This is a genomic window from Chlorobium sp., assembly GCF_049593655.1.
In the GTDB taxonomy this organism is placed as follows: domain Bacteria; phylum Bacteroidota; class Chlorobiia; order Chlorobiales; family Chlorobiaceae; genus Chlorobium.
Map to the genome: position 1 here is coordinate 12,533 of NZ_JBAWHG010000016.1, position 23,546 is coordinate 36,078.

At 54.4% G+C, this 23,546-nt stretch carries 18 protein-coding genes and 4 tRNA genes; 4 read left to right on the forward strand and 18 right to left on the reverse strand.

Annotated features, from left to right (window positions below):
* Positions 1 to 47 precede the first annotated feature (47 nt).
* From efp to accC, 3 genes are read left to right on the forward strand one after another with little or no spacing between them, the layout of a single operon-like run.
* The gene (efp, locus tag WBP50_RS02625; protein ID WP_423931508.1) at positions 48 to 614 is read left to right on the forward strand and encodes an elongation factor P; all 567 of its coding nucleotides are present in this window, start codon (positions 48 to 50) and stop codon (positions 612 to 614) included.
* 55 nt (positions 615 to 669) lie between these two features.
* Positions 670 to 1,149 carry an acetyl-CoA carboxylase biotin carboxyl carrier protein gene (gene accB / locus WBP50_RS02630; RefSeq protein WP_423931509.1) on the forward strand — a complete coding sequence of 160 codons (480 nt, stop codon included), beginning with the start codon at positions 670 to 672 and terminating at the stop codon, positions 1,147 to 1,149.
* Between the two features lie 25 nt (positions 1,150 to 1,174).
* Positions 1,175 to 2,518 carry an acetyl-CoA carboxylase biotin carboxylase subunit gene (accC, locus tag WBP50_RS02635; RefSeq protein ID WP_423931510.1) on the forward strand — a complete coding sequence of 448 codons (1,344 nt, stop codon included), beginning with the start codon at positions 1,175 to 1,177 and terminating at the stop codon, positions 2,516 to 2,518.
* A gap of 95 nt (positions 2,519 to 2,613) precedes the next feature.
* On the opposite strand, the gene rpoC is transcribed toward accC, so the two are convergent.
* The 16 genes from rpoC to eno all read right to left on the reverse strand — a co-directional run bounded on the left by rpoC (position 2,614) and on the right by eno (position 19,425).
* The gene (gene rpoC / locus WBP50_RS02640; protein ID WP_423931511.1) at positions 2,614 to 7,107 is read right to left on the reverse strand and encodes a DNA-directed RNA polymerase subunit beta'; all 4,494 of its coding nucleotides are present in this window, start codon (positions 7,105 to 7,107) and stop codon (positions 2,614 to 2,616) included.
* A gap of 69 nt (positions 7,108 to 7,176) precedes the next feature.
* Positions 7,177 to 11,082, reverse strand: coding sequence for a DNA-directed RNA polymerase subunit beta (rpoB, locus tag WBP50_RS02645; RefSeq protein WP_423931512.1), 3,906 nt, complete (start codon positions 11,080 to 11,082; stop codon positions 7,177 to 7,179).
* A gap of 214 nt (positions 11,083 to 11,296) precedes the next feature.
* On the reverse strand, positions 11,297 to 11,674 hold the full coding sequence (rplL, locus tag WBP50_RS02650; RefSeq protein WP_423931513.1) for a 50S ribosomal protein L7/L12: 378 nt from the start codon (positions 11,672 to 11,674) through the stop codon (positions 11,297 to 11,299).
* Positions 11,675 to 11,741: 67 nt separating this feature from the next.
* A complete protein-coding gene (gene rplJ / locus WBP50_RS02655; protein ID WP_423931514.1) occupies positions 11,742 to 12,260 on the reverse strand; it encodes a 50S ribosomal protein L10 in 519 nt (172 codons plus the stop codon).
* 18 nt (positions 12,261 to 12,278) lie between these two features.
* Positions 12,279 to 12,968, reverse strand: coding sequence for a 50S ribosomal protein L1 (rplA, locus tag WBP50_RS02660; protein WP_423931515.1), 690 nt, complete (start codon positions 12,966 to 12,968; stop codon positions 12,279 to 12,281).
* A gap of 70 nt (positions 12,969 to 13,038) precedes the next feature.
* On the reverse strand, positions 13,039 to 13,464 hold the full coding sequence (gene rplK, locus WBP50_RS02665) for a 50S ribosomal protein L11 (protein WP_423931516.1): 426 nt from the start codon (positions 13,462 to 13,464) through the stop codon (positions 13,039 to 13,041).
* A gap of 43 nt (positions 13,465 to 13,507) precedes the next feature.
* Positions 13,508 to 14,083 (reverse strand): transcription termination/antitermination protein NusG, encoded by a 576-nt coding sequence (gene nusG, locus WBP50_RS02670; protein WP_423931517.1) that lies wholly within the window; start codon positions 14,081 to 14,083, stop codon positions 13,508 to 13,510.
* Positions 14,084 to 14,105: 22 nt separating this feature from the next.
* Complete coding sequence (gene secE / locus WBP50_RS02675; RefSeq protein ID WP_423931518.1) at positions 14,106 to 14,297, reverse strand: preprotein translocase subunit SecE; 192 nt, start codon at positions 14,295 to 14,297, stop codon at positions 14,106 to 14,108.
* A gap of 46 nt (positions 14,298 to 14,343) precedes the next feature.
* A tRNA-Trp gene (locus WBP50_RS02680) sits at positions 14,344 to 14,416 on the reverse strand.
* Positions 14,417 to 14,442: 26 nt separating this feature from the next.
* Positions 14,443 to 14,515, reverse strand: a tRNA-Thr gene (locus WBP50_RS02685).
* A gap of 29 nt (positions 14,516 to 14,544) precedes the next feature.
* Positions 14,545 to 14,627 (reverse strand) — tRNA-Tyr (locus WBP50_RS02690).
* 11 nt (positions 14,628 to 14,638) lie between these two features.
* Positions 14,639 to 14,711 (reverse strand) — tRNA-Thr (locus WBP50_RS02695).
* Between the two features lie 69 nt (positions 14,712 to 14,780).
* Positions 14,781 to 15,596: an SDR family NAD(P)-dependent oxidoreductase gene (locus tag WBP50_RS02700; protein ID WP_423931519.1), complete on the reverse strand. Its 816-nt coding sequence runs from the start codon at positions 15,594 to 15,596 to the stop codon at positions 14,781 to 14,783.
* Positions 15,597 to 15,615: 19 nt separating this feature from the next.
* Positions 15,616 to 17,652 (reverse strand): (E)-4-hydroxy-3-methylbut-2-enyl-diphosphate synthase, encoded by a 2,037-nt coding sequence (ispG, locus tag WBP50_RS02705; protein WP_423931520.1) that lies wholly within the window; start codon positions 17,650 to 17,652, stop codon positions 15,616 to 15,618.
* 41 nt (positions 17,653 to 17,693) lie between these two features.
* The gene (locus WBP50_RS02710) at positions 17,694 to 17,999 is read right to left on the reverse strand and encodes an FtsB family cell division protein (protein WP_423931521.1); all 306 of its coding nucleotides are present in this window, start codon (positions 17,997 to 17,999) and stop codon (positions 17,694 to 17,696) included.
* Between the two features lie 112 nt (positions 18,000 to 18,111).
* Entirely contained in the window at positions 18,112 to 19,425 is a 1,314-nt protein-coding gene (gene eno, locus WBP50_RS02715) for a phosphopyruvate hydratase (protein ID WP_423931522.1), read from the reverse strand.
* 403 nt (positions 19,426 to 19,828) lie between these two features.
* On the opposite strand from eno, the gene fusA reads away from it, so the two are divergent.
* Positions 19,829 to 21,904 (forward strand): elongation factor G, encoded by a 2,076-nt coding sequence (fusA, locus tag WBP50_RS02720; protein ID WP_423931523.1) that lies wholly within the window; start codon positions 19,829 to 19,831, stop codon positions 21,902 to 21,904.
* Between the two features lie 54 nt (positions 21,905 to 21,958).
* Here the strand turns inward: fusA and WBP50_RS02725 are convergent, their stop codons facing one another.
* Positions 21,959 to 22,738 carry a polyprenol monophosphomannose synthase gene (locus WBP50_RS02725; RefSeq protein WP_423931524.1) on the reverse strand — a complete coding sequence of 260 codons (780 nt, stop codon included), beginning with the start codon at positions 22,736 to 22,738 and terminating at the stop codon, positions 21,959 to 21,961.
* A gap of 91 nt (positions 22,739 to 22,829) precedes the next feature.
* Positions 22,830 to 23,504, reverse strand: coding sequence for an indolepyruvate ferredoxin oxidoreductase subunit alpha (locus tag WBP50_RS02730; RefSeq protein WP_423931525.1), 675 nt, complete (start codon positions 23,502 to 23,504; stop codon positions 22,830 to 22,832).
* Positions 23,505 to 23,546 lie beyond the last annotated feature (42 nt).

Genomic DNA, 23,546 nt, shown 5'->3' on the forward strand with positions numbered 1-23,546 from the left:
TTATATTTAGGTTCTTTTTGTAAACCGTAATTCTCTTCAGACCGCCTATGACGTCCATCAGCAATGTGTCCAAAGGGTCCATCATCCGCTTCAAGGGAGAGCCCCATATTATCGAAAGCCTCGTCCACCGCACGCCGGGCAATCTCAGGGCTTTCTACCAGGCGAATATGAAGAACCTGAAAACCGGCAGGAATGTCGAGTACCGGTTCAGCGCCACGGAATCGGTAGACCTGATTGTAACCGAACGCAAACAGTACCAGTACCTCTACCGCGACGGCACCGACTTCGTGATGATGGATACCGATACCTTCGACCAGATCAACGTTCCTGAGATCACCATCGGCTCCTCGGCGCGCTTTCTCAAGGACGGCATCATGGTTTTCATCGTTTTTTCCGATGACGGGTCGATTCTTGACGTAGAACTGCCTACATTTGTTGAAGTGGAAGTCATGGAAACCAGTCCGGCAACAAAAGACGACCGCGCCACCAGCGGAACAAAGCCGGCGAAGGTTGAAACCGGCACCGAGGTCAGCGTACCCATGTTCATCCAGAGCGGGAGTATTATCCGTGTGGATACCCGCACCGGTGAGTATATTGAACGAGTCAAGAAATAATTTCATTGTTTATTGCGTAACGTCTCTCGTGTTAAACTATTAAGGATACATCACCATGAACCTGAATGAAATCAAACAGCTGATTGAGGTTGTCAACAGCTCGGATCTGCAGGAAGCCATCATCGAAGAGGGCGCCCTTAAAATCATCCTCCGTCGCTTCGTTACGGGAACGGTCGCGCTGACGCAGCCGTTACCGGCCACTCCGGCAGCACAGCCTGCCGCAGCACAGTCCACGGTTTCATCAGGCAATGCCGCCGGGTCGGACTCATCCCTGCAGTCGTCGGAAATGCTGTCAGGACTGATCGACATCTGTTCGCCGATTGTCGGCACCTTCTATCGCTCCCCCTCTCCGGATTCAGATCCGTTTGTGGCGGTCAACGACACCATTCACAAAGGCGATGTACTCTGCATCATCGAAGCGATGAAGCTCATGAACGAAATCGAGGCAGAAGTCACCGGCACCGTTGTTGAAGTTCTCGTTGAAAATGGCCAGCCTGTAGAATACGATCAGCCGTTGTTCCGCATCAAACCGTAACTTTTCCATCATCAATCCAACGGCCGTGTTTAAAAAAATACTTGTTGCGAACAGGGGCGAAATAGCCCTGCGCGTCATGCAGACATGCCGTGAACTCGGCATCAACACCGTCGCGGTCTATTCGACTGCCGACGCCCAGTCCATCCATGTGAAATATGCCGACGAGGCCATCTGTATCGGCCCTCCTCCTTCCAAAGAGAGCTATCTGAACATTTCGAGAATCATTGCAGCAGCGCAGCTGACCCACGCGGACGCCATTCATCCGGGCTACGGATTTCTGGCCGAAAACGAAGACTTTGCCGAAGTATGCTCATCGCTGAGCATCAAGTTCATCGGACCGACAGCGCGCATGATCAACCAGATGGGGGACAAGAATACGGCAAAGGCCACCATGATCACTGCCGGGGTTCCTGTCGTTCCAGGCAGTCAGGGTCTGGTCAGCGATCTGCAGGGCGCTCTCGAAGCGGCTAACCGTACCGGTTATCCGATTATCATCAAGCCAACAGCAGGCGGAGGCGGAAAAGGCATGCGGGTGGTCCATGAGGAAAGCCAGCTCGAAAAGGCGCTCGTGACGGCAAGAAACGAAGCCGAAAAGGCTTTCGGCAACAGCGGCGTCTATATCGAAAAATATCTTGAAAATCCCCGGCACGTCGAAATCCAGATTCTTTCCGATCAGCATGGCAACACCACGCACCTCGGCGAAAGGGACTGCACCGTCCAGCGCCGGCACCAGAAACTGATCGAAGAGACGCCCTCCCCGGCTGTCGACGACAAGCTCAGAAAAAAAATGGGTGATGCGGCCGTCGCTGCAGCCAGAGCCATCAATTATGAGGGAGCCGGCACCATCGAGTTTCTGCTCGACCGCCACAGGAACTTCTACTTCATGGAAATGAACACCCGTATCCAGGTAGAACACCCGGTTACGGAGGAGCTCTACGATGTCGATATCGTAAAGGAGCAGATCGAGATTGCCGCCGGAGCCTCCATAAAGGGCCGCACCTTCACGGCAAAAGGCCACTCCATCGAGTGCCGCATCAACGCCGAAGATGCCGAGCATCTCTTCCGTCCTTCACCCGGAAAGCTCGAGGTATTCCATACTCCGGGGGGGCACGGCGTCAGAGTGGACTCTCATGCCTACGCAGGTTACGTCGTTCCGCCGAATTACGACTCCATGGTCGCCAAACTCATTGTCACCGCGAACACCCGCAAGGAGGCCATTTCAAGAATGTCGAGAGCGCTCGACGAGTTTATTGTAACCGGAGTGAAAACCACGATTCCCTTCCACAAGCAGGTCATGCATTCATCGGTATTCCGGAGCGGTGAGTTCGATACCAGCTTCCTCGACTCCTTCCGGTACGAAAAAATGTGACCGCGATCTTTCGGCCACAAACAGAAAAGGAGATGCGAAAGCATCTCCTTTTCTGTTTCTCATCTTTTTCTGAAGCCTGAAGCGGCCGGCAGGGATCACATGCCGGGCGCCTCGATCTCTTCATCGGCAACAGCTGCAGCAGTTTCTGCAGTTTCAGCAGGCTTCTGCGTCTCGCCGTTCAGCCTGATGCTGCGATAGCGCTTCAGGCCGGTTCCTGCCGGAATAAGCTTGCCGACAATGACATTCTCCTTGAGACCGAGCAGATTGTCGATCTTTCCGGCAACAGCGGCATCGGTAAGCACCTTTGTGGTCTCCTGGAACGATGCTGCGGAAATGACGCTCTCGGTCTGCAGCGCGGCACTGGTGATACCGAGAAGCACCGGATGGGAGGTCGCCTGCAGGGCGGGCTCGAACACAACCATCATCTTGCTGTTTTTACGCAGTTCGCGGTTGAGCTTGGTGATGTCCCGTATCTTGTAAAGCTGGCCGTCCTGTATTCTTGCCGGCGCATCGCCCCTTTCGGTAACCCTTACCTTTTCGGCGATGCTTTCGTTCGCTTCGATAAAGGCACTGCGGTCGATCAGGTCGCCCGGAAGGAGATCGGTATCTCCCGGCTCCTCGACACGGACTTTCTGCAGCATCTGACGAACGATCACCTCAAGATGCTTGTCGTTGATTTCAACGCCGGCGTTGATCTGGTACACCTTCTGGATCTCGTTGACCAGGTACTGCTGTACCGCATTGGGACCCTGGATCCGGAGAATATCCTGCGGCGAAATGGCGCCGTCGGTCATCGCATCGCCGGCCTTGACCTCGTCACCCTCGTTGGCAAGCACATGCTTGCCGACCTGGACGTAATAGATCTTCTCTTCGCCGAAATCGTTCTTGACCTTGATCTCCTTGCTGCTTCTGCGCTGTGAACCGAAACTCACGTAACCGTCGATCTCGGAAACGATTGCCGGATCGGACGGGATGCGGGCTTCGAACAGTTCGGTAACTTTCGGAAGACCGGCCGTAATGTCGCCGCCAACCCGGTCGAGGTTTCTCGGGACCTTGGCGATGATATCGCCCGGCAGCACCTTCTGGCCGTCCTCCACATAGAGGTTCGACTTGATCGGCACCGGATAGGTTTTCCTGATCTCGCCGCTGGCGTCGATAATCATGATCCTCGGCTCCCTGGTCTCGTTGGCGCGGAGCTTCGAACGCCAGTTGATGATGGTGTGCTGGGCGAAACCGGTCTGCGGATCGACCTCTTCCTTGTAGGTCACACCTTTTTCGATATCGGCAAATCTCACCGAACCGGGCGTTTCGGCAATGATCTGGGTGCTGTTGGGCTCGCTGCTGAAAAGCACCTGGTCTTTTCTCACGATATCTCCCGAACGGCAGTTGAGATGCGCGCCGTGCGGTATGACATAGCGCTTGAAAACCTTGCCTGATTCGGGATCGACGATATTGATCTTGCCGTTCTTCTGGATCACGATCGTATGGATGTCTTCGACCCCGTCATCGTTGATGCTGCTGTGCTCGACGGTCTTGACATCCTCGAACTCAACCAGACCTTCATTGAAGGCCTTGGTCTCGGTTTCGGAAATACCTCCCTGTGCCGTACCGCCCTGGTGGAAGGTCCGGAGCGTAAGCTGCGTTCCCGGCTCACCGATGGACTGGGCGGCGATAACACCGACCGCCTCGCCGATTTCGACCAGCTTGTGAACGGCAAGGTTGGTGCCGTAGCATTTCGAACAGATGCCGGTTTTGGACTCGCAGGTAAGCACCGAACGGATTTCAGCCTCCTCGACTCCCGCGGTATCCTGAATGAGCTCTGCGAGCTCATCGGTAATGATCTCGCCGGCCTTGACGACAACACTGTTGTTCAGGCTGTCGTAGATATCCCGTGCGGCAACACGACCGCGGATCTTTTCGCGGAACTTGATCTGGCCGCTGGTCTCTTCCTCGATAATGCGTTGGACATGCAGGCCCCTCGTGGTGCCGCAGTCATCGATGGTCACAATGACGTCCTGGGCAACATCGTGCAGCCTTCTGGTCAGGTAACCCGCGTCAGCCGTCTTGAGCGATGTATCGGAAAGACCCTTGCGGGCGCCGTGCGTTGAAATGAAATACTCGAGAACCGTCAGACCCTCCTTGAGGTTCGAGATAATCGGGTTTTCGATAATCTCTCCCGGCTGGCCCGACATGGATTTCTGCGGACGGGCGATCAGACCCCTCATGCCTGTCAGCTGACGCACCTGCTCTCTGGAGCCTCGGGCGCCGGAATCAAGCATCATATAGAGCGGATTGAATCCCTCGCGGTCCTTCTTCAGCTTCTGGTAGGACTCCTCCGCGACAATATTGGAGGTTTTCTGCCAGACGTCGACGATCTGGTTATAGCGTTCGTTGTCGGTCAGGGTGCCCCGGTTGTACTCCTTGACGACCTTGGTGCTGTCCTTCTGGGCGCTCTTGATGTGGCGGACCTTCGTCTCGGGAACGATCGCGTCGGAAAGACCGACGGAAAGACCTCCCTTCATGGCGTAATGGAAACCGACCTCCTTGATGTTGTCGAGGAACCTTGCGGTTTCGACATTACCGACTTCGCTGCTCAGGCGGCCGATCAGCTCCTTGGCGACCTTCTTGTCGATAACCCGGTTGATGAAGCCGATGGAGGCGGGCACATGCTGGTTGAAAATCACCCTGCCCACCGTGGTCAGCAGCATTTTTTTCTGTTCGAGCTGCGAACGCAGCCACTTGTACTTTTCGGATTTTTCATCGACAATGGTGTCGAGCACTCTGAGCGGATCGAATTTCTGGTCGATGAGGCCGCTGTTGCAGACGAATATCTGGGCGTGCAGACCGACCTGCTGTTCGTTATAGGCGATCAGCACATCTTCGGGACTGTAGAAAATCCTGGCTTCGCCCTCTTCTCCCGAACGCGATTTGGTCAGATAGTACATGCCGAGTACCATGTCCTGCGAAGGGACGGTGACCGGCTTGCCGGACTGGGGAAGAATCAGGTTGTGCGACGACAGCATCAGAAGCGACGCTTCGATCTGGGCCTCCTGGGAGAGCGGAACGTGTACGGCCATCTGGTCGCCGTCGAAGTCGGCGTTGAACGCCGTACAGACCAGCGGATGAATCTGGATGGCCTTGCCTTCGATCAGTACCGGCTGGAAAGCCTGGATACCGAGACGGTGCAGGGTTGGAGCGCGGTTCAGAAGCACCGGGCGCCCGTCGATAACCTTTTCAAGCACATCCCAGACTATCGGATCTTTCTTGTCGATAAGCTTCTTGGCCGATTTGACCGACTTGGCTATGCCGCGCTCGACGAGACGGCGAATGACAAACGGCTGGAAGAGTTCGATGGCCATGCTCTTGGGAAGTCCGCATTCATGCAGCTTCAGCTCGGGACCGACCACGATGACCGAACGTCCGGAGTAATCGACCCTCTTGCCGAGCAGGTTCTGGCGGAAGCGCCCCTGCTTGCCCTTGAGCGCATCGGAAAGCGATTTCAGCGGTCTGTTCGACTCTCCGGTCTTGACCGCGTTGGCCTTTCTGGAGTTGTCGAAGAGGGCGTCCACGGCCTCCTGCAGCATCCGCTTTTCGTTCCGGAGAATAACCTCAGGGGCGCGGATGTCGATCAGCTTCTTCAGCCGGTTGTTCCGGATGATGACGCGGCGATAGAGATCGTTGAGATCGGATGTCGCGAACCGTCCACCCTCGAGCGGCACCAGCGGACGCAGTTCGGGCGGAATGACCGGAACGACCTCCATGACCATGTACTCAGGCTTGTTGCCTTCATACACGTAAGGTTCGGGCATATCGTCCTCGGGGAAAAGGCCGGTACTTTTCTTGCGGGTCCTCTTCTGGGGTTCGTAGCTTTTTCTGAACGATTCGACCACCTTGAGCCGTTTGAGCGCATCGGCGCGCTTCTGCTCGGAGCTGCTCTCCCTGAGCACCTTGCGCAGGGTTACGGCGGTCTCGTTCAGATCGATATTCTTCAGGAGCAGGTGAATCGCCTCTCCGCCCATCTTGGCGACAAACTTCGCCGGATCGGTATCGTCGAGGTCCTGGTTGTCCTCGTACTCGGTGATGATCTGGAAGTACTGCTCTTCGGTCAGGCGGTCGAGCTTTTTGATGCCCTGTTTCTCTCCGGGTTCACCGGGATTGATGACCACATAGACCTCGTAGTAGATAATCCGCTCCAGCTCCTTTGTGGAAAGATCGAGCAGCGCTCCGATCTTGCTGGGCACCGAACGGAAAAACCAGGTGTGCACGACCGGTACGGCAAGCGAAATATGACCCATACGTTCGCGGCGCACGCTTTTCGTGGTAACCTCGACGCCGCAGCGGTCACAGATGATGCCTTTGTAGCGGACCCTCTTGTATTTGCCGCAGTAGCACTCCCAGTCCTTGGTTGGTCCGAATATTTTTTCGCACATCAGGCCGTCTCGTTCCGGCTTGAAGGTGCGGTAGTTAATGGTCTCCGGCTTGAGCACTTCGCCCCGTGAATGGGCAAGAACGCTTTCAGGAGACGCTATACTGAATTTTATCCTTGAAAAATCACCTTTCAACGGCGATGCTCCCTGTGAAAAAATCATATCAATATCCTCTCGTTAAACGACCTTTTTAAATCCCTTTTATGATCTCCTCCGTTAAAGCGGATGCTGCTAAGGAACCCTGTCATCGATACGGATTTCAAGTCCAAGACCCTGAAGCTCCCTGACCAGCACGTTGAACGATTCCGGGGTTCCTGGTTCCGGCAGGTTCTGTCCCTTGACAATGGCCTCATAGGTTTTGTTGCGGCCGATCACATCATCGGACTTGACCGTCAGCATCTCCCTGAGAATATTTGCCGCACCGTACGCCTCGAGCGCCCAGACCTCCATTTCACCGAACCGCTGGCCGCCGAACTGGGCTTTACCGCCGAGTGGCTGCTGGGTAATGAGCGAGTAGGGTCCTGTCGAACGCGCATGGATCTTGTCGTCAACCAGATGGCTCAGCTTCAGCATGTAGATGTAGCCGACCGTCACCTCGTCATCGAATTTTTCGCCGGTCCGTCCGTCAAAAAGACTGACTTTGCCGTGTGCGGGCAGACCTGCCCGTTCAAGCTCTTTCTGCACCTCTTCATAGGTTGCACCGTTGAAAATCGGGGTCTTGAACTTGACGCCGAGTTTTTTGGCCGCCCATCCGAGCGAAGTTTCGTAAAGCTGTCCGATGTTCATACGGCTCGGCACACCGAGCGGATTAAGCACGATATCGACAGGGGTTCCGTCTTCCATGAAAGGCATGTCCTCTATCGGCAGAATCTTGCCGACGACACCCTTGTTGCCGTGACGGCCGGCCATCTTGTCGCCCACCTGGATCTTGCGCTTCTGTGCGATATAGACCTTTGCGAGCTCTTCGATGCCCGGAGGCAGTTCGTCGCCCACATTGAGCTTGTATTTTTCATTTTCCCGCTCATCGGCGATATCCTTGAGCATGAACCGGAACTCCTTGACGAGACGGACAACATTTTCGTTGACCTTCTGGGATTCCACCACGCCTTTGGTGAAGTCGATCGATTCGAGGAACGGCAGACCGCCGAAGCGCGCCAGCAGGCTCTCGTCGAACACGGTACCCTCGGCTACCAGAACCTTCCCTTTTTCATTGAAGATACCGGAGCTCTTTTTGCCGGAGAGCAGCTGGTTCAGCCACTTGGTGAACCGTTTGCGCAGATCGTACTCTTTCTGGTCGTACCGCTTGTCGACAACCTCGATGCGCTCCTTGACGTCAAGGCCGACTTTCTTCTTGCGGCTGAACAGCTTGGTCTTGATGACAATGCCTTTCATGCCGGCAGGCACATGCATCGATGCATCCTTGACATCGCTCGACTTGTCTCCGAAAATGGCCCGGAGCAGTTTTTCCTCCGGCGTGGGATCGCTCTCGCCTTTCGGGGTGATCTTGCCGACAAGAATATCGCGCTCCTTGACTTCGGCGCCGATACGCACAATGCCGTTTTCATCGAGGTTTCTCAGCGCGTCTTCGCTGACATTGTAAATATCACGGGTGAACTGTTCCTCTCCCCGCTTGGTATCGCGGACATTGGCTTCGAACTCGTGGACATGAATCGAGGTGAACACATCGTCGAAAACGAGGCGCTCACTCAGGATGATGGCATCCTCGAAGTTGTACCCCCGCCATGGCATGAAGGCCACGAGCACGTTTTTGCCGAGCGCGAGCTCGCCCTCTTCGGTCGAAGAGCTGTCGGCCAGCACATCGCCCTTGACAACCCGCTGTCCGCCATGCACAAGCGGCTTCTGCGAAATACAGGTATCCTGGTTCGAGCGCTTGAACTTGATAAGCTTGTAGGTTTTCAGACCCTCATCCGGATCGAGCATCGACAGGTGAACACCGTTTTCGGTATCCACATCGTAGCGAACCCGTATATAGTCCGCCGTTACCTCGTCGACAACGCCGGCCTGTTCGGCGACGATGACCGAACGGGAATCCCTTGCCACCTTGGCCTCCATGCCGGTACCGACAACCGGGGCCTCGGAGGTGAGCAGCGGAACCGCCTGGCGCTGCATGTTCGCGCCCATGAGCGCGCGGTTGCCGTCATCATGTTCGAGGAAGGGAATAAGGGCTGCAGCAGCGCTTACAATCTGCACCGGAGAGACATCCATGTAATTGACATCCTCTGCAGGCACAAGCGGATAGTCGCCCTTTGTCCTTGCCTGAACCGACTCTACGGCTATTTTCTGGTTTCCGTCCAGCGGTATGCTGACCGGAACGGTTATCTTGTTTTCCTCATCCTCGGCGGAAAGCATGACCACCTTTTCGGTCACCTGTCCGTTCTCGACCACACGGTAGGGAGTCTGGATAAACCCCTTGTCGTTGATTTCCGCATAAACCGAAAGCGAAGAGATAAGACCGATGTTCGGACCTTCAGGCGTCTCGATGGGGCATAGCCTGCCGTAGTGTGTATAGTGAACGTCGCGAACCTCGAATCCTGCACGTTCGCGGGTAAGGCCGCCGGGTCCCAGAGCCGAAACCCTGCGCTTGTTGGTCATCTCGGCAAGCGGGTTGGTCTGGTCCATGAACTGCGAAAGCTGACTCGTGGCAAAGAAGCTCGAAACCACGCTGGAGACCGTTCGGGCGTTGATGAGATCAGCCGGAGCGATCTTGTCCGAATCGCGGGAGTTGAGCTTTTCACGCACGTTCTTGCCCATTCTTGCCAGTCCCACGACAAACTGCGCCGCGAGCTGTTCACCGACCGAGCGGACCCGGCGGTTTGCAAGGTGATCGACATCATCGACCTCTGCCTGTCCGTTGACAAGCTTGATCAGGTAATTGATGACGGCAATGATATCGAAATGCGTGAGAACCAGGATATCCTCGCCGACCGGTTCATCGGAGAACGACTGGATGGTCTGCAGGATTTTCTGGTATATCGTATCGGAAAGCTCCCTGAGGCCGGCCTTGCCTGAAAGATAGGACTCCAGCTCTTCGAACTCCCTGCTGAGCTTTTTGCGGATCCTGTAGCGGCCGACATCGCCGAGATCGTACTTCTTCTGATTGAAGAACGTCCGCTCGAGAAAACTGCGTGCAGCGTCGATATCGGGAGCTTCGTTGGCCCTCAGCTCCTCGTAGACAATTTCGAGCGCCTCCTCTTCGGTGGCGGAACTGTCGTTGAGAATGGTATTGATGATGATCGACTTGTCCTGCCCCTTGTCGGTGCCCGAGTAGCTCTTCATCACCTTTACCGACTTGTAGCCTGCGGCAAGGATCTGGTCGAAAATCTCTTCGGTAATTGCCGTTCTGGCGCTGACAACCTCGCCGGTCTGCATATCGACAATATCGGAAGCCAGATACTGGCCGAGCAGCTGATCCTTCTTGGCGGCACTCAGTTTGACCTCTTCGACAAGATCGAAAAGGCTGAGGATATCCTCGTCCTTGGCGAATCCGATAGCCCTGAGCAGCGCGCTGACCAGAAAGTTCTTCTTCTGGTCGATATAGACGAATATCTGGTTGTTGATATCAGTCTGGAATTCGATCCATGATCCCCTTGTAGGCACGATCTTGGCCGAATACATTTTCTTTCCGTTGGGGTGGACGGCCTCGCTGAAGACCACACCCGGAGAACGGTGAAGCTGGGCGACGACAACCCTCTCGGCGCCGTTGACGATAAAGGTGCCCCGTTCGGTCATGTAGGGAATCCTGCCCAGATAAACCTCCTGCTGGATGGTCTCTTTCCAGTCGGCCTCATCGGGTTCGTCCTTGTAGGACAACTTGAGTTTAACCTTGAGCGAAACATCGTAGGTAAGCCCGCGTTCGATACAATCCTCAACGGTGTACTTGGGCTTGTCGAAACTGTATGAAATATATTCAAGCAGATACAGGCCGCGCGTATCGGTTATGGGAAAAGCGCTGCGAAGCACCTTTTCCAGCCCCTGGTCCTTGCGTTTGGCAAGAGGGACGCTGTCCTGGATAAAATTATGGAATGAATCGAGCTGAACTTTCAGTAAATCAGGAGGATCGATAATGCTTTGAATTTTGGAAAAGTCAATACACGGTGTTGTTGTTGCTTCAGCCACTTTCACATGCACCTCGCTTTTATCAATTGCATGAATTTCTTACAGATTTAAGATCATAACAAAAAACCGCAAAGACTTTGCCGGAACAGAACATCCGGCCGAGCCTCACTCACATCACAGCAGAAACGGTCATCCGGTCGAAATAATACAAACGGACAAAGCTCCGTCTCTCAGGGGAGACGGAGCTTGTTGTTGGAATGACGCGTAAAAAAGATCACTTAACCTCTACGCCTGCGCCAACTTCTTTGAGTTCTTTGGCGATCTTTTCTGCCTCATCCTTCGAAACGGCTTCCTTGACGGTCTTCGGTGCACCATCAACCAGATCCTTCGCTTCCTTGAGTCCAAGACCGGTGATTGCACGGACAACCTTGATAACGTTGATCTTGCTTTCGCCTGCGGAGGTCAGCACGACATCAAACTCGGTTTTCTCTTCAACTGCAGGAGCATCGCCTGCTGGAGCTGCAACTGCGGCGCCGGCGAAAACTGCAGGAGCTGCGCTTACACCGAATTTCTCTTCAAGCGCCTTGACCAGCTCGGATGCTTCTGTAAGGGTAAGCTTACCAATTTCCTCTACAAGTGTTTCAATAGACATTATTTCCCTCTCCTGTTTGTTGTGTAATTAACTATAATCTTGAGTGCGTAATAGACTTTGTTACGGCTCACTGCTTCTGCTTGGCAACCTGGTCGAGAACCGATACGAGGTTCCGCATGACCGCATTGACCACCATAGGCACGGAGCTGACAACGTTGTTGATGAGACCTGCCGCACGACCGATATTCTCGGTTTTGCCGAGCATCTCCGAAAGCAGGACAAGCTTGTCCTCACCATAAACAACACCGTCGATAGAGGCCATCTTGAACTTCAGCGCCTCGTTGGTCTTGCTGAACTTCCTGATGATTTTTGCCGGAGCCAAAGGATCGTCGTAGCCAAAAGCGACAGCGGTAGTGCTTTTCAGCCCGTCAGCAAGCTTGTCGCCCTGTTCCAGCTCCTGCAGAGCCTGCTTGACGAGGGTGTTCTTGATGACCTTGTACTCGATGCCTGCTTTTCTGAACTCATTGCGAAGCTCGGCCATTTTCGCCACGTTCAGTCCCTGGTATTCCGTCAAATATAATCCCTGGGTTCTGCCGATCTTCTCGGCAACCTCCCGAACAATCTGCTCTTTTTTATCCCTTTTCATCACTGTAAACCGTTTATGTTAGGCAACAAATTTTTCTTTCCTGACCCTCACGCTCGGAGACATCGTGCTTGAAACCGCTATTCCCTGCACGTACTGCCCCTTGGCTGCGGAAGGCTTCAAACGGACCACCTCCCTGACGAAGCTGGTAATGTTCTCGACCAGCTGCTCGGGCTGAAAGGATACTTTTCCTACCGGAGCGTGAATATTGCCTGCCTTATCGACTCTGAACTCGATCTTGCCGGCCTTCACCTCTTTAACGGCTTTTGCGACATCCATCGTAACCGTTCCCGATTTCGGGTTCGGCATAAGACCACGGGGACCGAGAATTTTGGCGACCTTGCCAAGCTGACCCATCACATCGGGAGTGGCGATGATGACATCGACACCGGTCCATCCGGACTGGATTTTCTCGATGTACTCTTCGAAACCGACAAAATCGGCGCCGGCATCCTTTGCCTCTTCAGCCTTCGCCTCCTTGCACACAACCAGTACGGAAACGGTCTTTCCCGTGCCGTGCGGAAGCATGACGGTTCCGCGGACAACCTGATCGGCATGACGCGGATCGACTCCGAGCTTCATGGCAACATCAATCGTTGCATCAAATTTCACATTGGTGATTTCCTTGACTTTCGCGACGGCCTCGGCAAGTTCATACTCCTGCAGCCTGTCGATTTTTGTCAGGGCTTCCCTGTATTTTTTCCCAGCCATTTTTTTTGTCTTGTATAAGTGGTTAAAAAAGCGGCCAATGGCCTCCCACACTCAGCTTTTGTCCGGAAACTCAGTCCTGGACAACGATACCCATGCTTCTTGCCGTACCCATAACCATCTGCTCGGCTCCGGCAAGATCGACAGCATTCAGATCCGGCATTTTCAGCTCGGCAATCCTGCGAACCTGCTCGATGGTGACCGTGCCAACCTTGTTGCGGTTGGGTTCGTTGGAACCTTTCTGCAGTTTGGCCTCTTTGAGAAGCAGAACCGCTGCAGGAGGAGTTTTGGTAATGAACGTAAAAGACTTGTCGGAATAGACGGTAATCACAACGGGAATGATCATGCCGGCCTCAGACTGGGTCTTCGCATTGAACTGCTTGCAGAACTCCATGATATTGACACCTTTCTGACCGAGAGCCGGTCCGACCGGCGGTGCCGGATTAGCGCCACCTGCAGGAATCTGAAGCTTGATAAAACCGATTACCTTTTTTGCCATAACCTATTTCTATTCAGAAGCTTAAAAAGTTTAAGCCCTTGTATTATTGTGAAACTGACTTAACCTGTGAAAAATCCAACTCCGTAGGAGTACTGCGGCCAAAGAAACTGATCATGACCTTCACCTTCATGCGCTCGGTACAGACATCATGAACAACTCCGGTAAGAGAACTGAACGGACCATCGATAACCTTGACCGAATCGCCGACACGGAAAGGAGCCTCGACAACCGAACGATGCTCGACGGCGTTTTCCGGAACGAGAATTTTCTCCACCTCGTCGGGACGCAGCGGAGTGGGATTATCATCGACGCCGAGAAATCCCATGACGGAGGGAATATCGAGAATAAGGTTTCTGGTCTGTTTGTCCAGAACGGCTTCTATAAGCACATAACCGGGAAAGGCATTCTTGGTGAGGCTTCTTTTCTTCCCGTTCTTGACCTCGACAAAGCGCTCGTAAGGCACATACACCTGAAGAATCTTCTCTTCGAGGCCGCAACGAAGCACTTCAGCCTCGATCCCTTCCTTGACCTTCCGCTCATGACCGGAATAAATCCGCAGCGCGTACCACCTTGGAACAGGGATAACCTGATCATCAGCACTTTTTTTTCTCACACCCATCTCTGCACCCCAACTGTGGTTATTATAATAACCGGCTCATAACAGAATTAATTACCCAGTCAACAGCAAAGGTAAACACGGCAAGAATACCGGAAACGGTCAGCACCACGATGGTCAGATCCTTTGTCTCCTCCTTGCCCGGCCAGACAACCTTGCGCATCTCTCCGACAACATCACGATAATACTGGCCGACCTTACCTGTAATTTTACGCATATGCACAGTCCGCAATAAGAATCGTGAAATACTTTATGATAACCGGCACGTCAGGAGGGAATCGAACCCCCAACCTGCGGTTTTGGAGACCGCTGCTCTACCAATTAAGCTACTGACGTCTGTCAAACTCCGCTAAACAACCCTGAGCTGATGATCGGACTTGAACCGATGACCTCTTCCTTACCAAGGAAGTGCTCTACCGACTGAGCTACATCAGCCTCTGCAAAAACAATCCGAAAAGATTCCGTGGGTAGGGGAGGATTCGAACCTCCGAAGACATATGTCGACAGATTTACAGTCTGTTGCGTTTAACCACTTCGCTACCTACCCGCAATGTCAAGAGCTGGTGATGGGACTCGAACCCGCAACCTGCTGATTACAAATCAGCTGCTCTACCAATTGAGCTACACCAGCAGCTCATTCTAAAAAACAGGGCAGGTAATATAGCCTGCGCTTTTTTAAATACAAAAAAAAAGAAACAAATTATCGATTATTTCTTGCCGCGGCAAGATACCCGGACAGTCTGACGGAGAAGTGGCGCGAGACGAAGCGTTGTGAAAAGATGACGAGAAAATCAAGAATGGTCGGATACACACGCATGCGGTTCTGCCTGTAGCCTCTGAGTACAGCCCTTACGACAACATCCACACTGCGGACCGGCAGCCTTACACCCCGTCGGTCATGTCCGGAACTCTCCATGAAGCCGGTATCGACAAAGCCCGGACAGACGGTAACAACCTTCACGCCCGTTCCCCTGAGCTCCATATGCAGCGCTTCGCCCAGCGTTATCATAAAGGATTTGGTCGCTGAATACAGGCCGAGTCCCGGCACGCCCTGAAGACCTCCGAGAGAGGCGATGTTGATGACCGCGCCATCCCGCTCCGCAGCCATGCCGGGAATGAACAGGCGGGCAAGGCGTGCGGCGGCCGACATGTTCACCTGCATGATGCGCTCGATATCTTCGAATGCGAGGTCGCTGAAATCGGATGCACGGGAGGTTCCCGCACAATTGACCAGCAGCCGTACCGAAAGATGGTGGCTGGTGCAGTAATCGAAAATCCGCTGCGGACTCTCCTGCTGGGCGAGGTCCGCCGGACAGCAGAACACCGAAACGCCGTGAGCGGCCTGCAGTTCACGGGATAAGCCGGCAAGCCTGTCTGCCGATCGGGCGACCAGCAGCAGATGATTGCCCATGCCGGCAAACGCTCCGGCAAGAGCACGTCCGATACCCGATGATGCGCCCGTGACGAGAGCCACCGGCAGCAACGGTCCTTTCCTTCCGGGAGTCATCATTTCCATAATGGCGCAACAGTTGCCGCTACAGGGGGTCTACCCATCTGCCTCTCTCCCTGATAAGCTCGATAAGCCGGTCAACAGCCCCCTCCTCCGGAAGATTCTCTTCAACGCAATCCTTTCCGACATACAGGCTTATACGGCCCTTCCCGGATCCCACGTAACCGAAATCGGCATCGGCCATCTCGCCTGGACCGTTGACGACACAGCCCATGATGCCTATTTTCAGGCCCTTCAGGTGCATGAGTCTCTGTTTTATGGACTTGGCCGCCTTTTCAAGATCGAAATAGGTTCGGCCGCAACCGGGGCAGGAGATGAACTCGGTTTTCGACATTCTGGTTCTTGCTCCCTGCAGAATATTGAATGCAAGATCGATCTCGTCGGCAGGAGGGAGCCCGGTTTCGAGCGCAAGAATATCTCCGATACCGTCACAGAAAAGCGTTCCGGTCTGCACCGAAGCGTCGATAAGCGTATCGAGCCTGTCCTCGCCGCCTTTGCGGAAACGCACCACAAGCGGGTAATCGATGCCCCCCTCATTGAACTCCCTGACAAGATGCCGGTAGACGAACACCGGAGAGGCGGAGATGACGGAAAAAAACACCCGCCCGAAACCCTGCGTCCTGAGCTTCCGGGCAAGATGCACAAGCACCTCGGCCGGAACACGCTCTCCCGACTGCTCATGAAGAAAACAGAATTCCAGCGAACCCTGCGATCGGGAGTCGAGCCCTGTTATGAAATCGGGATCAAGCCGCTCCCCCTCCAGAATATCGAGCCTTGCCTTGGCGACCTTTCCGGCCATTCCGCACAACAGCAGCGGATCGGAGGTCGATGCGGTTACAGACCGGCCACATTCACCCAGCCTTGCAAGCAGAAGGTCGAGAGCGGCAAGTTCTTCGGCGCTGTCGATGCGCACGCCGACAAGTTCCGAACGGATGGCATCCGGAGCTTTTTCAGGGGCAAGCCGGGCGCTGATCTCCTGAAAAACCGCTTCGGCATCGGAAAGCCGGCTGCGGACTTCCGTTTCAACCCTCGGCATCTCGTCGCCTCCGGCATGGAAACCGGCAAGCAAAATCCGACCGGAAACTCTCTTCCTGTAGCTGAAGGGGTCGAACGGAGGAGGAGGCTCCGGGCGGGAACCCTTCCGTCTCTCGACAACATGCTTCACGGGAAGATGGGCGCTCTCTCCACGCACAAGATGGTAGTCGTTATATTTTTTTACGATCGCAAAACCTACCGGAACCTCGTTGACCGGGTCCTCGGTCAGGGAAACCCTGATGGTATCTCCAAGACCGTCCTCGAGAAGCGCGCCGATTCCCATGGCGGATTTAACCCGGCCTTCATCGCCGTCGCCGGCTTCGGTCACGCCGAGATGCAGGGGATAGGCGTGACGGAGTTCCCCGTCGGCCTTCTGAACGAGCAGCCGGTACGCCTGGATCATCACCCTCACATTCGAGGACTTCATTGAAAAGAGCAGATCGTAATAGCCGTTCTCTTCACAGATACGGGCGAACTCCAGAGCAGCCTCTACCATGCCTTCGTGAGAATTCCCGTAACGGCTGACGATCCTGTCGGAAAGGGAGCCGTGGTTGGTGCCGATTCTCATGGAGACACCGAGCTCTTTGGCCCTCCTCACCAGAGGAACGAACTCCGTGCGAACGGTATCCAGCTCCCTCCGGAACTCCTCTTCCGAATAACCCTCGGTCGAAAACTTCTGCCGGTTGGCATAATTGCCGGGATTTACCCGGATGTTCTCCACATACTCGACGGCTTTCATGGCCGCACGGGCCGAGAAATGAATGTCGGCGACCAGAGGCGTGTCGATCCGGTCACGACGGAGCTGATCCCTGATCTGTTTGAGGTTTTCGGCATCCCGCTCCGTAGGAACGGTAAGCCGGATGATTTCGCAGCCCGCCTCGTAAAGGCGCCGGCACTGCTCGACGGAAGCGGAGGTATCCCTGGTATGGGTATTGGTCATCGACTCGACCCTGACAGGCTGGTACCCCCCCAGCGATATGGGTCCGAAGGCGACCTCCCTGGTATAACGACGGCGATAGTGATACATTGAAAAACAAAAAAATTGACCTCGTGTAATTGACTGACCGGCTACTTGCTGCGGATAATGTAGAGCGTCTCCCCTTCCCTGCGGAAATTATACTTCTCCCTTGCGGCTTTTTCGATGCTGTCGGCACTGTATGCATTTCTGATGCGCTGCTCGTTGTCGACAATGCGCTGCTGCTCCTGGCGCGAACGCTCAAGCAGCATACGATATTCGGCTTCCATCCTGATGCGCTTGACAAGCCCGTAATCGTCGAAGAGAAACCAGATAACGATAAAGCCGAACAAAATCAGAAACAGAAATTTTTTCGGACTGGAACTGATAAAGTCCCGTAACCCATAAAAAAGCTTCATTGCTCTATACCTGCTGGCTTGAGATTTGCTGAACCTGTTCTATCCGTAAAACGGCATATTTCTGCAGAAACGCAGAAGGAACCCGGATCAACGGGTTCCCTGCCTGCATTTTCTATACCCTGAAGGCCGCACCGCCGGGATACTTCGCCTGGCCTCCCAGTTCCTCCTCTATGCGGAGCAGCTCGTTGTACTTGGCCATACGGTCCGAACGCGACATGCTTCCGGTTTTGATCTGCCCGGCATTGGTGGCCACGGCGATCTGGGCTATGGTGCTGTCCTCGGTCTCTCCGCTCCTGTGGCTGATCACGGCAGTATATCCGTTGCGCTTTGCCAGGTCGATGGCCTGCAGCGTTTCGGTAAGGGTGCCGATCTGGTTCACCTTGATGAGAATCGAGTTGCCTACCCGGCGCTCGATGCCCGAGGCGAGCCGCTTGCTGTTGGTGACGAAAAGATCGTCGCCGACAAGCTGTACCCTCGAACCGATCTTGTCGGTCAGCAGCTTCCACCCTTCCCAGTCGTCCTCTGCCATACCGTCCTCAATGGAGATAATGGGATAGGCGCTGGCCCATTTTTCCCAGTATTCAGCCATCTCCAGGGAGGTCAGCTCCTGTTTGGAGGATTTCTTGAATACATAGCGCTGTTTCGCGGAATCGTAGAACTCGGAGCTGGCAGGGTCAAGTGCGATCATGACCTGGGCCTCGCCGAGTCCGCCCTTGTCGGTCGGGGAGCCCGCTTTATAACCCGCTTTTCCGATAGCCTCTATCACCAGCTCTATCGCCTCCTCGTTCGAGCGAAGGTTGGGTGCGAACCCGCCTTCGTCGCCGACCGCCGTGCTCAGTCCCTTGCTTTTGAGGAGAGCCTTGAGGGCATGGAAGATCTCGGCGCCGCAGCGAAGCGCATCGCTGTATGAAGCGAAACCTGCAGGCATAATCATGAACTCCTGGAAGTCGACGGTATTGTCGGCATGAGCGCCGCCGTTGAGCACATTCATCATGGGAACCGGAAGCGTGTTGGCCATGGTGCCGCCGATGTATCGGAAGAGCGGCAGGCCTGAATATTCGGCGCCGGCCTTTGCACAGGCCAGAGATACGCCGAGCAGGGCGTTGGCGCCAAGCATTGCCTTGTTCGGCGTGCCGTCAAGGGCAATCAGCATTTCATCGATCTCCTCCTGCTCGGTCACCAGCATACCGCAGAGAGCCTCGTTGATTACGGTATTGACGTTGTCGACAGCCTTCAGTACACCTTTGCCAAGATAGATCCCTGCGTCACCGTCCCTGAGTTCGACCGCTTCATGAACTCCGGTGGAGGCTCCGCTCGGCACGGCAGCCCTGCCGAATGAATTTTCAGTGTATACATCGACTTCAACGGTAGGATTACCTCTCGAGTCAAGAATCTGGCGGGCAAGAACTTTCCTGATTATGGGCATAGCGGAGTATGGTTTTTGTTTTATGAAACAGGCGACAAAGCCGGACGGAAAAAGAGGTTCCTTTACCGTATCACAATGCATAAATTTATCCAATTTCCATGCGATTTCATTGCTGCCGCACCATCAAATAATGCTTTTTTTTGTTTATTAGATGATATGCTGTTTTCCGCCTGAAGAGACCCGACAGCACCAGACTTCTTTTATCCTGGCCCGCAAAGAAAACAGGTCGCCGTTGAAAAACCGTTGTGAGCGCTTCGAGATCAACAGAAACAGAGCGCAGAAACCGGAGTGTAGCGGACAGCTGCACGACGATTCCCGACACCGCCGCCTACGGCAAGCCGGGAGCATGCTCAGCAGGTTTTTCAGCTTCGCCTAACCATCAATTCAACCAAGGAGTGCCGCCATGCAAGCCGTCCAACCAGAACAACTGCGCAACATTGTCGTTACCGGCCATGCCGGATCAGGTAAAACCATGCTCTGTGAGTCGCTGGCCCTCTCGATGGGGGTGATCAACCGTCTGGGAAGCATCGACGATGGAAACACCCTCTCGGATTACTCATCCGACGAGATTCAGAGAAAGCACAGCCTCAATACCAGTATCATCCACGGCTTCTGGAACGACCATAAAATCAATATTATCGATACGCCCGGCCTTGTCGACTTCCACGGGGACGTCAAATCCGCCATGAGGGTGGCCGACACCGTGCTTATCGCCGTCAATGCGGCAACCGGCGTAGAGGTCGGCACCGATTCGGTCTGGGAATATACCCAGGAGTACTACAAGCCGACCATGTTCGTGCTTACCAAGCTGGACGCAGACCGTACGAGTTTCAATAACTCTCTGGAAGAGCTGCGGGAGCATTTCGGACACCTTGTGACCCCGATCCAGTTCCCCGCTGAAGAGGGGCTCGGGCACCACATCCTCATTGACGTGCTGCTGATGAAGCAGCTCGAGTTCAACCCGGACAAGCCGGGAAACATGACCGTATCCGATATACCGGCAGCCTATCTGAAGCGTGCCGAAGAGCTTCACCAGCAGCTCATCGAAGCCGTTGCCGAAACCGACGAAGAGCTGATGAACCGCTTTTTCGAAATCGGCACACTTACCGAAGACGAACTGCGATCCGGCATCAAATCAGCTCTGCTCACCAGAACGTTTTTCCCTGTATTCTGTACTTCGCCGCTGCACCTTATCGGAACCGAACGGCTGCTCAACGGCATTGTCAACCTCTGCCCCTCCCCGATCGAACGCGGGCCCGAGCATTCGCTCTGCACGATTGACGAAACGGAAAATCTTCTTGAGCCCGATCCGGAAGGCCCAACGGTTGCCTTCATTTTCAAAACCATGTCCGAACCCAGGGTCGGCGAAATCTCATACCTGCGCGTTTATTCGGGCCATATCGAAACCGGCCACGAACTGATCGATGTACAGACCGGCCAGCTTGAAAAAATCGGTCAGGTATACACCATGCTCGGCCAGAAAAAAATACCTGTCGAAAAACTTCTTGCCGGCGACATCGGCATGGTTGTCAAGCTCAAGGACGCCCATACCAACGATACGCTGACCGACAAGGGGAAAAACTGCAGGATCAGTCCGATAACCTTTCCTCAGGCGGTTTTCGCTTCGGCAATCATCCCTGTCGCACAGGGTGACGAAGAGAAAATTTCCGCCGGACTGCACCACCTGCATGAAGAAGACCCGAGTTTTTCCATTGTCCATGATGTGGAGTTCAACCAGACGATCATCAAAACCCTTGGCGAAACCCATCTCGACATCATCATCAGCCGCCTGCAGAACAAGTTCAACGTTCAGGTAGAGACCGCTCCGATAAAAATACCCTACCGGGAGACCATCCGCGTTGCCGCGACGGCCCAGGGCAAATACAAAAAGCAGTCCGGCGGCAGAGGACAGTACGGCGATGTCTGGCTGAGACTTGAACCAAAAGAGAGGGACAGCGGTTTCGAATTTTCAAGCGAAGTTGTCGGAGGAGTGGTCCCCACCCGTTATCTGCCTGCAGTCGAGAAGGGGGTCAGGGAGTCCATCGCAACCGGCATCCTTGCGGGCTTTCCGGTTATCGATCTCAAGGCCGTTGCCTACGACGGGTCGTTCCATCCGGTCGACAGCTCCGAATTCGCATTCAAGATAGCGGCCAGCATGGCATTCAAATCGGCATTCGAAAAAGCCAGGGCGCTTCTGCTGGAGCCGTTCTACTCCCTGGAAGTCTATGCTCCCGAGCAGTACACCGGTGAAATCGTAGGCGAAATTTCAAGCAGGAGAGGAAAGATTATCGGCATGGACACCGATGCCCGTTTTCAGATCGTCAAAGCACTTATTCCGCAGGCATCGCTCTCCTCATTCCACCACTCCCTTACGAGGCTGACGCAAAGCAGGGCGAAATACTCCTACAGCTTCAGCCACTATGAAGAGGCTCCCCAGGAGATCATGCAGGAGATCATTGCAGAAAACCGGCAGCACTGAGCCCATTTCGGGCGCCATTCTCCGGAAAGGGAAATACCTTCCGGAGAGCGGTGCTCAAAGCAGTCCCACAATCGACTTGATTTTCAGCCACCAGACGATCCAGACCGCCTCACGGATATTTTTTCTGGTCATTTTCGATTGCCCCACCGTCCGGTCGGTAAAGACAATCGGCACCTCCCGTATAACGAACCCTTTTTTCCAGGCCCTGAAATTCATTTCGATCTGAAACGAGTATCCCTGGGAATTGACCCGCTGAAGATCGAGCGTCTCAAGCACTTTTCTCCTGAAACACTTGAACCCGCCGGTAGGATCGAAAATGGGCATACCGGTAATCATTCGGGTATACACGCTTGCCAGCTTGGAAAGCACCAGCCTGCCGAGCGGCCAGTTAATCACATTGACCGTATTGTTCACATATCGGGAACCGATCACCAGATCCGCCGAATCCATACCGTCGAGCAGCACGGCAATCATTTCGGGGTCATGGGAGAGATCGGCATCCATCTCGATGACGAACCGGTACTCTTTCTCGATGGCGTAACGGAATCCTGCAAGATAGGCCGTGCCGAGCCCGAGCTTGCCGCTTCTTTTCATGAGCCTCAGACCGGGCCGCGTCTGCTGCAGGGCAGTTACGATTGCTGCCGTTCCGTCAGGCGAGTTGTCGTCGATAACAAGAATATCGAGTCCCGACGGGTAGAGGGTGAAAACCTTTTCAATCACCCTCGATATATTTTCGGACTCGTTGTAGGTTGGAATGATGACAAGCGTATCCGGGTCTCCGCCTCCCGGCGGAAACGGATTGGATTCATCGGTGGAGGTTATCGGCAGTGGCATTTCCGGCATAGAACAATATCTTAAAAAAAAAGCATTGCCCGAGGAACAGGGCAATGCTTTTGGTGTATTTCATGCAAACCGTCTGCGGTTCCTATCGGACTTCCCGATGAAAACGGTGGAGAAAGCGCAGATCGAAATCGAGCCTTTCGGGAGGCGTATACGAGAAGTCGAGCACCTGTCCATCAGGCAGAACCTCGATCAGGGCTCCCGAGGGACACTCGTCGCCGGAGAAACATGCCGAACAGGAGATGCAGGCAACCTGATCGATGTAACATCTGAATCCCCCCTCCTGAACATCGCCGTAAAACTTGTAGCCGATGGCATTGACCTTGGGCGGACATTTATCGAGACAGAGTCCGCACCCTACGCAGAGGTTTTCGATAATGAAATAGTGCTTTTTCGCTCTTGGAACGGCAGGTTTCGCAACCGGCGCACCTTTTGCGGCGGGAACGGCTCCTGCTGCCGGAGCGGCGGGCTTTGCCCCCGGTGCCGGTTTTGCGCCTGCAGGCGCCGGTTTCGGGGCCGGCTTCGGAGCGGCTTTCTTGACAGGAAGCGCCGACTCCTGACGGATACCGGTCCTTCCGAGATTGACATTCAAGGCTTCAAGGCGAGGCTTTCCGGATGGCTGCTTCGGCGCTGATGCCTTCGGTTTAGCCTGATCCTGCTTTGCAGCCGGAGCCGCGGCTTTGGGTGCGGCCGGTGCTGCTTTCGCTGCTGGAGCGGCAGGCTTTGGAGATATATCTGGCTGTTTAACAGGCTCGGCCATAAAAACCCTCCTCTTAAATTGACAATGGTAAAAGTATTAACA

Excerpts from the sequence above, each read along its gene's own strand:
- efp (WP_423931508.1), top strand. The coding sequence starts at position 48 with ATGACGTCCATCAGCAATGTGTCCAAAGGGTCCATCATCCGCTTCAAG.
- accB (WP_423931509.1), top strand. The coding sequence starts at position 670 with ATGAACCTGAATGAAATCAAACAGCTGATTGAGGTTGTCAACAGCTCG.
- rpoC (WP_423931511.1), bottom strand. The coding sequence starts at position 7,107 with ATGATTTTTTCACAGGGAGCATCGCCGTTGAAAGGTGATTTTTCAAGG.
- rplL (WP_423931513.1), bottom strand. The coding sequence starts at position 11,674 with ATGTCTATTGAAACACTTGTAGAGGAAATTGGTAAGCTTACCCTTACA.
- rplJ (WP_423931514.1), bottom strand. The coding sequence starts at position 12,260 with ATGAAAAGGGATAAAAAAGAGCAGATTGTTCGGGAGGTTGCCGAGAAG.
- rplA (WP_423931515.1), bottom strand. The coding sequence starts at position 12,968 with ATGGCTGGGAAAAAATACAGGGAAGCCCTGACAAAAATCGACAGGCTG.
- rplK (WP_423931516.1), bottom strand. The coding sequence starts at position 13,464 with ATGGCAAAAAAGGTAATCGGTTTTATCAAGCTTCAGATTCCTGCAGGT.
- nusG (WP_423931517.1), bottom strand. The coding sequence starts at position 14,083 with ATGGGTGTGAGAAAAAAAAGTGCTGATGATCAGGTTATCCCTGTTCCA.
- secE (WP_423931518.1), bottom strand. The coding sequence starts at position 14,297 with ATGCGTAAAATTACAGGTAAGGTCGGCCAGTATTATCGTGATGTTGTC.
- WBP50_RS02700 (WP_423931519.1), bottom strand. The coding sequence starts at position 15,596 with ATGGAAATGATGACTCCCGGAAGGAAAGGACCGTTGCTGCCGGTGGCT.
- ispG (WP_423931520.1), bottom strand. The coding sequence starts at position 17,652 with ATGTATCACTATCGCCGTCGTTATACCAGGGAGGTCGCCTTCGGACCC.
- WBP50_RS02710 (WP_423931521.1), bottom strand. The coding sequence starts at position 17,999 with ATGAAGCTTTTTTATGGGTTACGGGACTTTATCAGTTCCAGTCCGAAA.
- eno (WP_423931522.1), bottom strand. The coding sequence starts at position 19,425 with ATGCCCATAATCAGGAAAGTTCTTGCCCGCCAGATTCTTGACTCGAGA.
- fusA (WP_423931523.1), top strand. The coding sequence starts at position 19,829 with ATGCAAGCCGTCCAACCAGAACAACTGCGCAACATTGTCGTTACCGGC.
- WBP50_RS02725 (WP_423931524.1), bottom strand. The coding sequence starts at position 22,738 with ATGCCACTGCCGATAACCTCCACCGATGAATCCAATCCGTTTCCGCCG.
- WBP50_RS02730 (WP_423931525.1), bottom strand. The coding sequence starts at position 23,504 with ATGGCCGAGCCTGTTAAACAGCCAGATATATCTCCAAAGCCTGCCGCT.